Source organism: Haloglomus salinum, from assembly GCF_024298825.1.
GTDB lineage: Archaea > Halobacteriota > Halobacteria > Halobacteriales > Haloarculaceae > Haloglomus > Haloglomus salinum.
The window spans coordinates 321053-335780 of record NZ_CP101153.1; the positions used below are offsets into that span (position 1 = coordinate 321053).

Below are 14728 nucleotides of genomic sequence, written 5' to 3' on the forward strand. Positions count from 1 at the left end.
GGCCAGTGGCCCGGTGTATGCGTTGCGGTCCGGGATGGGGGTCCCGAGCCGGATGCTCCCGAATCCAGCACCGCCAGTCGGAAGGCACAAGCGCCGGCCACGACCACTCCCACCCATGACTGACGCGGACGCCGGCGACGGGGACGGGAGCGAGGGCGCGGACCCGGAGCCGGACGTGGACGTGCTGGCGGTCGCCCGCCGCGCGGCGGCCTCGGGGCCGGTGTGTGACGCCTGTCTCGGGCGGCTGGTGGCCGACCGGAGCTTCGGGCTGCGCAACGAGGAGCGTGGGCGGGCGCTCCGGACGACCATCGCCCTGCAAGACGACGAGCCGTACGAGTCGCCCGACGTGGCCGACTGCTGGGTCTGCGAGGGGCTCTGCGGCGAGTTCGACGCGCTGGCCGAGCGTGTCGTGGCGGAACTGGAGGGTGTCGAGTTCGACACCTACCAGCTCGGCAGCCGGGTGCCGCCGCTGCTGGAGGAGAACGAGCAGCTGCTCCGCGAGGAAGTGGGGCTCGACCCCGTCGACGCCGCACACGGCGAGGACCTGCGCAAGGAGCTGAATCGGGAGGTCGGCCGGCGGGTCGGTGCGAGAACCGAGACGGAGGTCGACTTCCAGCGCCCGGAGGTGCAGGTGACGCTGGACGTGGCCGTCGGCGACGAGACCACGGTCGAGGTCGACATCAACTCGCTCGCCATCTACGGGCGCTACCGCAAACTGAAGCGGATGGTCCCGCAGACGGAGTGGCCCTGCTCGGCCTGTGGCGGCTCGGGCCGGCAGCACGGCGTCGGCCCCTGCCCCGAGTGCGACGGGACGGGCTACCGCTACCGCACCAGCGTCGAGCAGGAGGTCGCCCCCGTCCTCGTGGAGGCCCACCGGGGCCGCGAGGGCGTCTTCCACGGCGCCGGCCGCGAGGACGTGGACGCGCTGATGGTCGGCACGGGCCGGCCGTTCGTGCTGGAGGTCGAGAACCCGCACCGACGCCGGACGGACCTCGCCGAACTGGAACGCGAGATAAACGAGGCGTCCGAGGACATCGAGGTCGTCGGCCTGCGCTACGCGACCCACGAGATGGTCGAGCGGGTGAAGGAACTGGAGGCGACGAAGACCTACCGGATGGTCGTCGCGTTCGACGAGTCCGTCGCCGAGGCCGACCTGCAGGCCGCGCTCGACGAGCTGCGGGGCGCGACCGTCGAGCAGCGGACCCCCAACCGCGTCGACCACCGACGGGCCGACCTCGTGCGGACCCGCACGGTCCACGATATCTCCGGGTCGATGACCGACGACGAACACGCAACCCTCGTCGTCCACGGCGACGGCGGCCTCTACGTGAAGGAACTCGTCAGCAGCGACGAGGGGCGCACGGAGCCGTCGGTGGCCGGACTGCTCGGCGTCGACGCGGAGGTCACCGCGCTGGACGTGATGGCCGTCACGGGTGTCGAGGAGCCGTTCGAGGACCCGGACTTCTTCCTCGACGAGGACGCCGTGAACGGAGCCGGCGGGCGTGACCCGGAGGCCTGGACCGAGGGCATCTCCGAGGGCCGTGCCTCGTCGGTCGTGACCGAGCGCGCCAGCACCGAAGACGCCATCGCGCCGGTCGAGCCCGGTGCTGAGGAGGACCCGTCCGAGTGATGGGTCCCCCTCACATAGGAGGTACGCGAAAGGTTGATTAGCCGACCCGTCCCGGTCCGGAGCATGCGCTTCGGGGTGGACGAGGCCGGCAAGGGGCCAGTACTGGGCTCGATGTTCGCCGCCGCCGTCCGGGCGCCGGCGGTCGCGATTCCGGCCGGGGTCGACGACTCGAAACGGCTCCGCCCGGAGCAGCGCGAGGAGCTCGCGGCCACGCTCCGGGACGACGACCGCGTCGGTGTGGGGGTCGCGGAGGTCCCGGTCGGACGCATCGACGGGGACGAGGACATGAACACGCTGACCGTCGCCGCGCAGGCCGAGGCGCTCGCGCAGGTCGCGCGCGACGGCGACGGGGGCATCTGCGACGGCGGTGACACGGACGCCGACCGCTTCGCGCGTCGGGTCCGCGACCGCCTCACCGCCGACGTGGAGGTCCGGGCCGAACACGGGGCCGACGAGACGTACGCGCTCGTGGCCGCGGCATCCGTCATCGCGAAGGTCGAACGCGACGCCCACGTCGCGGCGCTCGCGGACCGCTACACGTCCATGGGCTTCGGGGACCTCGGCTCGGGCTACCCCTCGGACCCCAAGACCCGCGAGTTCCTGCAGGCGTTCCTGGAACGGGAGGGTCGTCTCCCGGACTGCGCCCGTCGTTCGTGGGGGACCTGTGATGACCTGCTGGCGGCTCGCGAACAGGCGGCGCTCGAGGATTTCTGATGAACGTCCCGGAACTGACCTTTTTCCACCGTATATTCCATTAATCTGCTTCCCTGGAAGATTATGTGTTGGTGCTGGTGATTAGGAGCTACATAACAATCCGCTGTCCGGGCCACTATCAGCCTATGCCGGAATGTAACTGCTCGCCGGGGAATCGCGAGGTCGTCCCGACGGTCCCGTGGCAGTCCGACTTCTGTGGTAACTGCGGCAACGATATCGCCGAGAGTGAGACGCACGAGGCCTGATGGGGTCGGATACGTCGTCAGCCCGACCAGTAACCTTCGTCAGTCCCGACCGGCGGTCTCGTCGGTTACGCCCGGTCGTTGAGCCACTGGAACTGCAGCACGACGATGCCCAGGACGAGCGCGGGGGCGGCCATCATCGCCTCCCGGACCTGTGACAGCGTGGCCATCGCTTCGTCCCACGCGGACCGGTTCCGGCGTGGTCGTTCGTCGATGGTCGTCCCACATTCGGGACAGCTGGTCCGCACTTCGTCGCCCCGCGTGGTGACCTCCCAGTCCCCCCACACCGAGCTCTCGTGACCGCACTCCGGACACAGCCACGTCGCCTTGGGCCGGGACGGACTCGGGCGCTCAGGGTGAGACATACCTCCCGGTAGGCCATGGCTGGTCCAGAGCCTGCTGCCAGTACTTGCTGGCGGGTTCAAGCCAGACCGGAACTGTGGCGTTGTCGTGGCGTCACGTCTCATCTCGCCCTCGACGGAGGCCGACCGCCCCCGGGTATCTGCCCCGAACACTTACAGTTACTCAGATTCTGGGTAACTTCATGAGCCTCGATACGGCCGTCGTTCTCGCGGGGGGTGAGGGCCGCCGCCTCCGGCCGCTCACGAAGAACCGGCCCAAACCCATGTTGCCGGCGGGCAACCGGCCCATCCTCGAACACGTCCTCGATACGCTCGTCGACGCCGGCATCGGACGCATCGTCCTCGTCGTCGGCTACAAGCGCGACCGCGTACAAGAGCACTTCGGGCCCTCGTACCGTGACGTACCCATCGAGTACGCCGTCCAGGAGAAGGAACTGGGGAGCGGCCACGCCCTGCTACAGGCCCGTGAGTACGTCGACGAGTCGATGCTCGTGCTCAACGGCGACCGGGTCATCGATTCGGGAATCGTGACCGACGTGGCCGACATGTTCGCCGACCGGGCGGAGCCGACGCTGGCGGTGATGGAGCACCCCGAGGCTCATGCCTTCGGAGCGGTCCGACTCGACGGCGACCGCGTCGAGGAACTCGTCGAGAAGCCGCTGGCCGGAGAGTACCGCCTCATCAACGCCGGCGTGTACGCGTTCACGCCCGACATCTTCGACGGGCTCGCGGAGACGCCCAAGCGCGAGGGCGAACTCGACCTGACGGCGGCCATCACGCGACGGATCGACGCGGGGCGTCCGGTCTGGGGCGTCCGCACGGACGGGCTCTGGGCCGATGCCACGTTCCCGTGGGACCTCCTCTCCATCACGCGGAGCGTCCTCCACACCGACCGCGTCACCGAGCCCGAGTCCGACGAGACGCTCCACGTCGCACCGTCGGCCATCGTGCACCCGGACGCGACGCTGCGGGCACCGCTCGTGGTCGGCCCGGACTGCGAGGTCGGCCCGAACGCGGTCGTCGGGCCGGATAGCGCCCTTGGCCGGAACGTCACCGTCGGAGCGAACGCGACGGTCGAGCGCTCGGTCCTCGACGCCGACACCCGCGTCGGCCCGGGGTCGACCCTCGTCGAGTGTGTCACCGGCGAGGACGTGAACCTCGGGGCGAACACCACGGTGCCGGGCGGGCCGGCGGACGTGGCGCTCGACGACCGCGTCTACCGTGACCAGCAACTCGGCGCCGTCTTCGCCGACCGCGTCGATGCCCGCGGCGGCGTCACGGCGGAACCGGGCTCGCTGGTCGGGCCGAACGCCACGCTCGGCACCGGCGTCCATGTCCGGGGCCGCATCGACGAGGACAGCGAGGTGGTCCGCTGATGTGTGGGATCATCGCGTGTGTCGGCTGTGGCGACGACACGCTCGGCACGCTCGTCCACGGGCTCTCGAAGCTCGAGTACCGGGGTTACGACTCCGCCGGCGTCGCGCTCACCGGCCCCGGCGACGAGACGGTCGAGGTCGTCAAGCGGGAGGGCGAACTCGACGCGCTGACGCGGGTGCTGAACACGGCCGAGGCCGACGGCACCAGCCCGACCGGGACCGTTGGCATGGGCCACACCCGCTGGTCGACACACGGCCCGCCCTCGGACGCGAATGCACACCCGCACACCGACTGCACCGGACGGGTCGCGGTGGTCCACAACGGCATCATCGAGAACTACCAGGAACTCCGCGACGAACTCGCCGCGACCGGGCATGAGTTCCGGTCGGAGACGGACACGGAGGTCATCCCGCACCTCATCGAGGAGTTGCTGGCAGGCCCGGAGTACGACCACGCGGACCCCGAACCGGCCATCCGCGAGGCGATGACGCGCCTGGAGGGGAGCTTCGCGGTCGTCGTCTCGGTCGCGGGCGTGGAGACGCTGTTCGCCTCCCGCCAGGACAACCCGCTCGTGCTGGGGGCGTCGCCACGCGACGCCGGATCGGCGAGTGGTGAGCGCAGCGAGCCGCGAGCCGGCGCGACCTACCTCGCCAGCGACGTGCCCGCGTTCCGCGAGTTCACCGACCAGGTGGTCTACCTCGAGAACGGCGAGTTCGCCCGCATCGACGCCGACGGCTGGACGGTCACCGATACCACCGGGAACCTGGTCGAGAAGACCGTCGAGACGGTCGAGTGGGACCCCGAGGACACCGGCAAGTCCGGCTACGACCACTTCATGCTCAAGGAGATCTACGAGCAGCCCCGCGCCCTGCGCCAGTGTCTCCAGGGCCGCGTCGACGAGATGGGCGGCCGCGTCACGCTCGATGTCGACATCGACCCCGACCGCGTCCAGTTCGTCGCCTGCGGCACCTCGTATCACGCCGCACTCTACGGCGCCGAGCTGTTCCGGCAGGCCGGCGTGCCCGCCCAGTGCTACCTCGCCAGCGAGTACGCCACCTCGCCGCCGCCCATCGACGACGCCCTGGTGGTCGGCGTCACGCAGTCCGGCGAGACGGCCGACACGCTGAGTGCGCTCCGCGAGGCCCGCTCCCGGGGCGCCCGCACGCTCGCGTGTACGAACACGGTCGGCTCCACCGCGGCACGGGAGTGCGACGAGACGCTGTACATCCGCTCGGGCCCGGAGATCGGCGTCGCCGCGACGAAGACCTTCGCCTCCCAGCAGACCGCGCTCAACATGCTCGCGCTCTCGCTCGCCCGACGGAACGGCCGGGGCGGCGACATCCGCGAGTCGCTCTCGGCGCTCCGTGACCTCCCGGGTGACGTGCAGGCGGTCCTCGACGAATCCAGCGCCGAGGCTGTCGCCGAGGAGTTCGTCGACGCACCCTCGTACTTCTTCATCGGCCGGGGCGTCCACTACCCGGTCGCGCTGGAGGGCGCCCTGAAGCTGAAGGAGATCTCCTACAAGCACGCCGAGGGGTTCGCCTCGGGCGAGCTGAAGCACGGCCCGCTCGCGCTCGTCACTGGGGAGACGCCCGTCTTCGCGGTCGTCACCGGCGACGGCCCGCTCGCGACCAAGACCATCGGGAACGTCAAGGAGGTCGAGTCGCGCGACGCGCCCGTCGTCGCCGTGACGGACGGGCGCAGTGACGTGGGGAGATACGCCGACCACGTCCTGGAGATTCCGGAGGCACCGCCCCGCACCGCGGCCGTGCTGGCGAACGTCCAGCTGCAGCTCGTGGCCTACCACGTGGCCGACTTTCTCGGGCGGCCGATAGACAAGCCCCGCAACCTCGCGAAGAGCGTGACCGTGGAGTGAGAGGACTGTCGTCTATCCCACAATAGTCTGAACTACAGTACCACACCCTTCAGGTGATGAGCGGCCACCGCGAAATTCACTCTTGATCTGCCCGGTCATTTAGACGGTAGCGGCGCTGGCCCCGACGAGTGTCCGTACGGCTCTTCGATTATCTGCCCCAGAGATAGATTTATTGACTTCAACTGCAAGGATACGATATGGACGAGGAGGCTCCCGGCGTCGAGGCGTGGAAGGAGCAGACGAGTGCCTTCGACAGAGTGCGGTCGGTCGCCGGATCGGTCTCGGGGCCGCAACCGGTGTCGTATATCGCCACCGAGGCCCACGTCGCGGAGAACACCGCCCGCGACCACCTCGAGCGTCTCGTCGACATGAACGTCCTCATGAAACGCGACATCGAGGGGACGGCGATGTACGAGCCCGATCCCCTCCACACGCGGGTTCAGACCCTCCGTGACCTCCTCGACGAGTACGATCACGACGAGCTCCTCCAGTTGAAGGCCGAGTTGCAGGATCAGGTGGAGACCTGGCGCCGTGACTACGGTGTCGAGTCCCCGGAAGCCCTCCGACGCCGGGCTGCCGAGAGCGACGGTGCTGCAGAGACACGGGAGATCCGAGAAACTGCGAACGACTGGGCACTCCTGCTGTACCGGCTCGATATCGTCGAGCAGGCGATAGAGAACTACACGGCGTACAGTCGAGACTCGCCCGCACCGGCCTAGGATGGGTGGTGATGACTCGTCGTACGACGCAGCGGAAGCGTCGCATCGGGCGCTGCGTAGCATCCAGCAAGAACTGGAACACCACCCGACAATCTCGACGGTTCGCGGCTTTCCGTCAGGTGAGTACACACAGGTAGTTGCCGAAGTCGCGCCCGACCGTCTCGATAGCGATGTAGCCGAAGGGACACTCACGGTACGCTGGTTCGCCGGGGAGACCTCGGATGCAGACCCGTCATTCTCCTTCCACTATAGTGACGACAACGGGGACTTCGGATGGCATCACGAGCCGAATCCACACGTCGATGGGTGGGGGCACTTTCAGGAGCGGTCCGATTCCGCAGCCTCGTACGAGTACGAACCGTACACCTTCTCGTCGGGCAACCCGACGCGAATCGTCTGGGAGATGATGTCGGTACTCGTTTCCAGACTCCAGTTTCAGTAGGCCGTCGCAGAAACCCTATATCTCCGCCACACACACACGGCCGGTATGCGCATTCTCGTCACGGGCGGCTGTGGCTACATCGGCAGCGTCCTCCTCCCCCTGCTCCGGAAGGACGACCGCGTCGACCACGTCCGCGTCCTCGACTCGCTCGAATCCGGCTCACCGCGAGCGCTCCGCGGGCAGCTGGGCGGCGACGACCTCTCGTTCAAACGCGGTGACGTCCGCGAATACGGCGACGTCGAGGGCGCCGTCCGCGACGTGGACACCGTCGTCCACCTCGCGGCCATCACCGGCGCCGCCTCGACCCACGACCGTCGGGACGAGACGTTCGCGGTCAACTACGACGGCACCGAGAACGTCCTCCGCGCCGCGGGGAAGCTCGGCGTCGAGAACGTCGTCTTCGCCTCCTCGTGCAACGTCTACGGCAGGGCGCCCAGCCAGGCGATGGACGAGACGACCGACCCCGACCCTATCAACCCGTACGCGGAGACGAAACTCCAGAGCGAGGACCTCCTGCGGGAGTACTGCGAGGACCACGGGATGGACGGGACCGCGTTGCGCATGGCGACGGTGTACGGCGACGCGCCGGGAGTCCGGTTCAACCTCGTGGTCAACTACTTCGTCTTCCGGGCGCTGACCGACCGGGCGCTGACAGTGTACGGCGACGGTTCGAACTGGCGCCCGTTCGTCCACGTGAGGGATTCGGCCCGGGCGTACGCGAGCGCCGCGCTCGACCCCGGGAGCTGGGACCAGCTGGTCTACAACGTCGGCTCGAACGACGCGAACTACCAGATCAGCGATATCGCCGAGCTCGTCCGCAAGGAGGTCGGCCCCGTCGACGTGACCTACCTCGAGGACGAGCATCCTGGGCCGTCGTACAACGTGAGCTTCGACCGGCTCGCCGAGACCGGCTTCGAGACCGAGTGGACGCTCCGCGAGGGCGTGCGGGACATCGCCGACGCGTTCCGCGGCGGGGAGTGATGCGGCTGGCGCCGTGTCTTCGAAAACGGCTCGTTCGGCCTTGAGAACGTCGCTAGCCCACGAAAAGTGGAGAAAGCGGTTATATGCGCAGATTCCAGTTCTCTCCGTATGCAGGGGTCGGAGGGGGCGGTAGCGAGGGTCGAGCGGGCTGTCTCACCAGTCATCGGTGTCGTCCTGATGGTCGCCATCGTGGTCGTCCTGGCCGCGACGATGGGGGTGTTCGCGATGGGTTTCGGCGACGACCCGGCGACCCGGCAGCCGAACATCGACTTCACCTTCGAGTTCCACGACGATGCCGGTGCCAATGGCCAGGATGCGCTCGACATCATCCACGACGGCGGTGAGACCGTCGAGGTGGCCGACGGGAACGACGCGTTGACGCTGGCCACCGGTGACCTCTACATCGTCGCGGATTACCCCTACGAGGACGACACGTTCACAGGGGGTGGCTCCGGCTTCGAGTGTGGGTCGCCCTCCGGCGACCAGTACGAGTGTAGCTTCAACTTCGACGACGACGCCGACTCGTTCGGTCTCGACGACGAGGAGATGTCGGCCGGCGAACGGTTCCGCATCTACGGGACGGAGGGCTCCACCGAGTTCCACAAAGCGACCGTCCGTATCGTCTACAAGCCCGAGGGGAGCGACCGGAGCTACATCCTCACGACGTGGGAAGGGCCCGAAGCGGGCAACTGAGTACTCCTCGTCGACCGACCGCTCACCCAGCAACTGCCGTGTTCGGACCGGACGAACTATTGACCCGGAGAGCGAGTAACCGCTTATGAGCGAGACGTCGCAGGCGGACGGACCCCATGTCGCCGTCACCGGCGCCGCGGGCTACATCGGGAGTCGCGTGGTCGCGGATATTCAGGAAACTCACGAGGACTGGAACGTAACTGCTATCGACAACTTCTACCTCGGAGATATCCGTGAAATCGGAGACGTTTCCGTCGAACACGTAGACATCCGGAACCGTGACCGACTGGAGGCAGCCCTCTCGGGTGCGGACGTGGTCATCCACCTCGCGGCCATCTCCGGGGTGGACGACTGCGAGACCAAGCCGGACCTCTCCTACGAGGTGAACGTCCAAGGGACGTCGAACGTGGCGTGGTTCTGCCGGAAGACCGGGGCGGCGATGGCGTTCCCCTTCTCGATGGCGGTCATCGGCGACCCTGACGAGTTCCCCATCACGACCGAGATGAAGCGCGACCCGCTGAACTGGTACGGCCGGTCGAAGGTGCTGGGGGAGCGGGCCGTCGAGACGATGGCCGAGGACGCGTTTCCGGCCCACCAGTTCATGATCTCGAACCTCTACGGTGGGCACTCCATCGACGGCCAGCAGGTCTCGAAGGGGACCGTCATCAACTTCTTCGTGAACCGCGCGCTCGCTGGCGAGCCGCTGACGGTGTACGAGCCAGGCGACCAGGCGCGCAACTTCGTCCACGTCCGGGACGTGGCCAGCGCGTTCGTCCGGAGCGCTGAGACGTTGCTAGAGGAGCGTGACACGGGCGAGACCGGGAGTACCGAGTACGAGGTCGCCACCGACGAGGACCCCGGCGTGATGACCATCGCCGAACTGGTCCAGCGAATCTGCATCGAGGAGGGTGGTCCCGAGGTGGATATCGAACTGCTGGAGAACCCGCGCGACGAGACGCTGGTCACCGAGTTCGGCGTGGATACGTCGCGAACGCGGGCAGAACTGGGTTGGTCGCCGGATGAGTGCGTCGAAAAGACGGTGCGGGAGCTGATTCGTGCGGGGCTGGCAGACTGAGTTCGCTGGTCACGCGTCCCGGGCAGCCTGCAGATCGCGCGCGTACCGCTGGACGTACTCGTGGTACGCCTCATCGATGTCGACGGGCTGGACGAACCGCACGTCGTCGTGCTGGTCATCGAGTGTTACGTCCTCGACAGAGAGGTCGCCGTCCGCGTCGGCTGCCCGCGCTCGGAACACGATGTTGACCGTGTGCCGGCTCGGACCCGGGGCGCTCGTCTCCCATCGGTGCTCGTAGACGCCGAGCTGGTCGCCGATGGTGAGGTCGAGTCCGAGTTCTTCTCGGCCGACGCGTTGGGCGGCATTTTCGAGGTGCTCTCCCTTGTAGAGGCGGCTTCCGGGCCAGAACCACTCGCCCTTCACGGGCTCGTTCGTCCGGCGGGCGAGCAGGACGGCGCCGTCGGACCGTTCGACGACCACCTCCACGCAGACTTGCGGCATGCGCTCGATGAACTCCCGGAACGTTTCCTCGGGAACGAACTCGTCGTGGACGCGCATGCGGGAGCGTTCCGCGGCGAACGCATGAGGGGTTCGGTCGGCGACTCGCAGCGGTTCCGGAGTGTGGCCGGCACGCGTGACAAGATATTTGTAGCCCACGAGTTACTCGAAGAGTGAGTAACCAATGACCATCGTCGTCACCGGCGCGGACGGCTTCATCGGCTGGCCCACCGCGCTCCGCATTGCGAACCGCACGGACGAACGAGTCGTCGGCGTCGACAACCTCGCCCGCCGCCAGTGGGTCGAGGAGATCGGCTCGAAGAGCGCGACACCCATCGCGAGTATCGACCAGCGCCTCGCCGCGGCCGAGGAACAGGGGTACGGCAACCTCTCGTTCGTCGAGGGCGACCTCGCCGAGCGCTCGTTCGTCGACGAGTTGCTGCAGGTCCACGAGCCGCGCGTCGTGGTGCACGCGGCCGCGCAGCCGAGTGCCCCCTACTCGCAGATCAACGGCGAACGCGCCAACTACACGCAGCACAACAACATGCAGGCCACCCGGAACCTCGCGTTCGGACTGGCCGAGAACGGGCTGAGCGATACGCACCTCATCGAGACCACGACGACGGGCGTCTACGGGGCACCCGAGTTCCCCATCCCCGAGGGCGGGGCCGTCATGGAGAACCAGGGCGAGCGCGACGAGGTGCCGTTCCCGGCGATGGCGGGGAGCTGGTACCACCTGACGAAATCACACGACGCGGCGAATCTCCGGCTGGCGAACAAGCAGTTCGACATTCCGGTGTCGGATGTCCGGACGGCCATCACGTACACGACGGAGACCGAGGAGACCGCGGCCGACGAGCGGCTGGCGACGCGCTTCGACTTCGACTACTACTTCGGTGTGGTTTCTCATCGGTTCTGCGCACAGGCCGTCGCCGAGTACCCGCTGACGGTGTACGGGAAGGGCGAGCAGCGCAAGCCGTTCATCTCGCTGGAGGACGCCGTCGAGGGGCTCGCACGGCTGGCGCTGAACGACGTGGACGACCGACCGGACGACCACGTTGTGTACAATCAGGTGACGAGGGCGATTTCCATCGTCGAGATCGCCGAGACCATCGCGGAGGTCGCCCAGGAGCACGGGCTCGATACGGCGGTCACGCACGTCGAGAACCCGCGCGATGAGGACGAAGAACACGAGATGGAGATCGAGAACGAGCGGTACATGGACCTCATCGGCTCGCAGCGGGTGGACTTCGAGGGCGGCGTGCGGGATGCGATGAGTTCGTTGGTCGAGTATCAGGATGTCGTGAAGGCGCACGAGGATCGGTTCCTGCCCGATGCGCTGCAGGAGGACGTGGAGTAGCGACGCACCAACGACGCGTCCCAGGCAGTACGTCCACGTCAGGCGTTACCAACGTTTTTGTTCCGGGGCGGAAAGGGACTGAACAGAGACTGCAATGAGTGATTCGGGGGGCGGCAGCGGGGAGCAGAACAGGCAGACCGAGTTTTGCGACCGGAAATCGCCAAGCGTCGACTGGCAGAAGCCAGCATCGATCGATGCCTGTATCATCGGGGCAGGCGCGATGGGGGGACTCCTCGGTGGACGACTGGCGGCGGCAGGGGCGGACGTGACCCTGATCGATGTCGGCGCACACCGCCGGACGATATCGGACCGAGGCCTCACGCTGGTCGACCCCGATGGAACGCGCCGTCGCATCGAGGATGTCGATGTAACCTCGAGCGTGTCGGTCCCCGAGCCCCGGGACATCGTCGTGCTGGGCGTGAAGGCCTACGACCTGCCCACAGTCGCCCCGATGATTCCGCGCGTCGTGGGCCCGGAGACGGTCGTCCTCCCGATACTGAACGGCATCCCATGGTGGTACTTCCACGGGTTCGGTGGCGACCTGGACGGCCACCGCATCGAGGCTGTGGATCCGGAGGGGGTCATCGAGCGCCACGTCGATACCGAACAGGTCGTGGGCTGTGTCCCCTTCGCGGCGGGGACCATCGCCGAACCAGGTGTCGTCCGACACACGGAGGGCCGGTGGTTCCCCGTCGGCGAGCTCGACGGCGCGACGACTCCTCGGGTCAGAGGCGTCACCGACCTGCTCGGGCAGATCGGTCTTCGTTCCCGGGTCCTCGACGATGTCCGGTCGGAGCTATGGCTCAAAGCACTGGGTAACCTCTCGTTCAATCCGGTCAGCGCGCTGACGCGGGCGACGCTCGCGGAGATCTGTCGCAACCCGGAGACACGGGCGCTGGTGCGGGCGATGATGGAGGAGGCGAAGACGGTCGCGGAAGCGCTCGGCGTCTCGTTTCGTCGCTCTATCGACGACCGTATCGAGGGTGCCGAGGCGGTCGGTGCCCACCGAACATCGATGCTACAGGATGTGGAGCGCGGAAACCGCCTCGAACTCGAGGCTCTGGTGGGGGCTGTCATCGAGCTGGCCGAGCTCACCGATCGGTCCGTCCCCACCATCCGTACCGTGTACCGTCTCACACGACTGCTCGACGAGACAATGATATCACCATGACCGACACCGACGGGACCGACGAGACCGACACCGCCGTCCGCATCCGGAAGATGCACGAAGCAGACGTTTCGGCCGCGATGGACATCCTCGACGAGTACGACATGGCGCCGAAGACGGACCGCGATGACGCCGAGCGGAGCGAGATTCGCGTCGAGAACTCCTTCGTCGCCGAACACGACGGTGATATCGTGGGGACAGCGAGCTACATCGTCCATGACGACACGCTCGCAGAAACCGCCAGCATGGCCGTCACCCCAGACTACCGCGGCGAGGGGCTCGGCTACCGGTTGCAGGCGGCTCGTCTCGAGGAGATGTACTCCCGTGGCATCGAGACCGTCCGCACGGAGACCGACCGCCCGGGGACCATCGAGTGGTACATCGAGCACTTCGGCTACGAGCGGGTCGGGACGAACCCGAAGAAACACGACTTCAGCCTCTCCGACGTTGACGAGTGGACGGTCCTCGAACTCGATCTGGAGGCGTGGGCTGAACGGGTCGACCGGCGATGACGACCGGACTGCTCCGGAAGGCGCTCGACTACTGGTCCGGTCGTGGCTTCATCCGGACGGTCGGAGCCACGGCACGGTACTGCGGGGAGCGGTTCGAGGAGCGCTGCGACTCGGTTGCCCAGATGCTCGAGTGGGACCGCGGGCGGGGCTATCCCTTCGAGACGCGATTGCGGGCGGCCCGCCTGGGCCTCAGCGCGCACGCGTATCTCTGGTTGGGGCTCGACGACCCGGACGTTGATCCAGACCGGTATCTGAAGTCGGTCGACCCCATCCGGCAACTCAACCACCGCCATATCGTACCTCTCCACAACAAGCACACCTTCCAGCTGCTGACCGAGCCGCATCTCCCGGCTCTGCCGGAGCTGTATGGCGTCGTTGACCGAGGGGTGTTCAGACCCCAGGCGGCGACTGAGGACGACCTGTTGGCTGTACTCGAGCGGGTCGACCAGCTGGTATTGAAACCCACACGGGGTGCGAAGGGGTCCGGGGTTCACGTCCTCGGACGGACCGGCGAGGGAATCGTTCTCGACGGCGATCCAGTGGACCGCTCCGCGCTTAAAGACCGGCTGGCGGGGCTTGACGAGTACCTGGTCACCGAGTTCGTGGAGCAGCACGACTACGCGGCGACTATCTTCCCCGACGCGACCAACACGCTCCGTATCCACAGCGTGTTCGACCGGCGAACAGGCGAGGCCGAGGTGTTCCGTGCACTCCACCGGTTCGGCTCGGAAACGTCGGCCCCGACCGACAACTGGTCTCGGGGCGGATACTGTGTTCCCGTCGATGTGGCGACTGGACGGCTGAAACGGTTACTCCTCGTGGACGGCGCCACCCGGTCGGCGCGCGAGCGGCATCCGGTGACTGGAGCGCAGGTCGCCGGTGTCACTGTTCCTCACTGGGAGCGGGTCCGCGAACTCGTTCGCGAGGCAGCGAGGCTGCACCGCTACGCCCCGCTTGTCGGCTGGGATGTCGCGGTCACGGCCGACGGTCCAGTCCTCATCGAGGCGAACGCGCGGCCCTCGAAGGTGGGGCTGCAGTTCGAATCGGGCCTGTTTGACGACCCGACCTTCCGGGCGCTCTTCGACCGCGAGTGACCGTCGTCCGTGAGGAGCCCCACCGCCGAGTCCGATACGACCTCC

General features: G+C 67.4%; 14 protein-coding genes. 12 read left to right on the forward strand and 2 right to left on the reverse strand.

Translation table 11 applies throughout. The features are described from left to right. Positions 1-175: 175 nt before the first annotated feature. The gene (locus NL115_RS01435) at positions 176-1630 is read left to right on the forward strand and encodes a tRNA pseudouridine(54/55) synthase Pus10 (RefSeq protein ID WP_254833131.1); all 1455 of its coding nucleotides are present in this window, start codon (positions 176-178) and stop codon (positions 1628-1630) included. Between the two features lie 63 nt (positions 1631-1693). After that, positions 1694-2344, forward strand: a complete 651-nt coding sequence (rnhB, locus tag NL115_RS01440; protein ID WP_254831451.1) for a ribonuclease HII — start codon at positions 1694-1696, stop codon at positions 2342-2344. A gap of 310 nt (positions 2345-2654) precedes the next feature. Here the strand turns inward: rnhB and NL115_RS20815 are convergent, their stop codons facing one another. After that, positions 2655-3053 (reverse strand): DUF8106 domain-containing protein, encoded by a 399-nt coding sequence (locus NL115_RS20815; RefSeq protein WP_491536939.1) that lies wholly within the window; start codon positions 3051-3053, stop codon positions 2655-2657. Between the two features lie 77 nt (positions 3054-3130). Between NL115_RS20815 and NL115_RS01450 the strand changes: the two genes are divergently transcribed. The 6 genes from NL115_RS01450 to NL115_RS01475 all read left to right on the forward strand — a co-directional run bounded on the left by NL115_RS01450 (position 3131) and on the right by NL115_RS01475 (position 10111). Beyond that, positions 3131-4324: a sugar phosphate nucleotidyltransferase gene (locus NL115_RS01450; protein WP_254831453.1), complete on the forward strand. Its 1194-nt coding sequence runs from the start codon at positions 3131-3133 to the stop codon at positions 4322-4324. Next, entirely contained in the window at positions 4324-6201 is a 1878-nt protein-coding gene (glmS, locus tag NL115_RS01455; RefSeq protein ID WP_254831454.1) for a glutamine--fructose-6-phosphate transaminase (isomerizing), read from the forward strand. The genes NL115_RS01450 and glmS overlap by 1 nt, the downstream gene beginning before the upstream one ends. A gap of 197 nt (positions 6202-6398) precedes the next feature. Then, positions 6399-6920, forward strand: coding sequence for a DUF7342 family protein (locus tag NL115_RS01460; protein WP_254831455.1), 522 nt, complete (start codon positions 6399-6401; stop codon positions 6918-6920). 487 nt (positions 6921-7407) lie between these two features. Then, positions 7408-8343, forward strand: a complete 936-nt coding sequence (locus NL115_RS01465; RefSeq protein ID WP_254831456.1) for an NAD-dependent epimerase/dehydratase family protein — start codon at positions 7408-7410, stop codon at positions 8341-8343. 108 nt (positions 8344-8451) lie between these two features. Next, positions 8452-9036, forward strand: a complete 585-nt coding sequence (locus NL115_RS01470; RefSeq protein WP_254831457.1) for a type IV pilin domain-containing protein — start codon at positions 8452-8454, stop codon at positions 9034-9036. A gap of 85 nt (positions 9037-9121) precedes the next feature. Beyond that, positions 9122-10111 carry an NAD-dependent epimerase/dehydratase family protein gene (locus NL115_RS01475; protein ID WP_254831458.1) on the forward strand — a complete coding sequence of 330 codons (990 nt, stop codon included), beginning with the start codon at positions 9122-9124 and terminating at the stop codon, positions 10109-10111. 9 nt (positions 10112-10120) lie between these two features. Here the strand turns inward: NL115_RS01475 and NL115_RS01480 are convergent, their stop codons facing one another. Further along, positions 10121-10609 carry an NUDIX domain-containing protein gene (locus NL115_RS01480; RefSeq protein WP_254831459.1) on the reverse strand — a complete coding sequence of 163 codons (489 nt, stop codon included), beginning with the start codon at positions 10607-10609 and terminating at the stop codon, positions 10121-10123. Positions 10610-10733: 124 nt separating this feature from the next. On the opposite strand from NL115_RS01480, the gene NL115_RS01485 reads away from it, so the two are divergent. The 4 genes from NL115_RS01485 to NL115_RS01500 all read left to right on the forward strand — a co-directional run bounded on the left by NL115_RS01485 (position 10734) and on the right by NL115_RS01500 (position 14683). Then, the gene (locus NL115_RS01485; RefSeq protein ID WP_254831460.1) at positions 10734-11909 is read left to right on the forward strand and encodes an NAD-dependent epimerase/dehydratase family protein; all 1176 of its coding nucleotides are present in this window, start codon (positions 10734-10736) and stop codon (positions 11907-11909) included. Positions 11910-12003: 94 nt separating this feature from the next. Then, complete coding sequence (locus NL115_RS01490; protein ID WP_254831461.1) at positions 12004-13080, forward strand: ketopantoate reductase family protein; 1077 nt, start codon at positions 12004-12006, stop codon at positions 13078-13080. Beyond that, positions 13077-13589 (forward strand): GNAT family N-acetyltransferase, encoded by a 513-nt coding sequence (locus NL115_RS01495; RefSeq protein WP_254831462.1) that lies wholly within the window; start codon positions 13077-13079, stop codon positions 13587-13589. The genes NL115_RS01490 and NL115_RS01495 overlap by 4 nt, the downstream gene beginning before the upstream one ends. Then, on the forward strand, positions 13586-14683 hold the full coding sequence (locus NL115_RS01500; RefSeq protein ID WP_254831463.1) for a sugar-transfer associated ATP-grasp domain-containing protein: 1098 nt from the start codon (positions 13586-13588) through the stop codon (positions 14681-14683). Before NL115_RS01495 ends, NL115_RS01500 begins: the two co-directional genes overlap by 4 nt. The last annotated feature ends 45 nt before the right edge of the window (positions 14684-14728 follow it).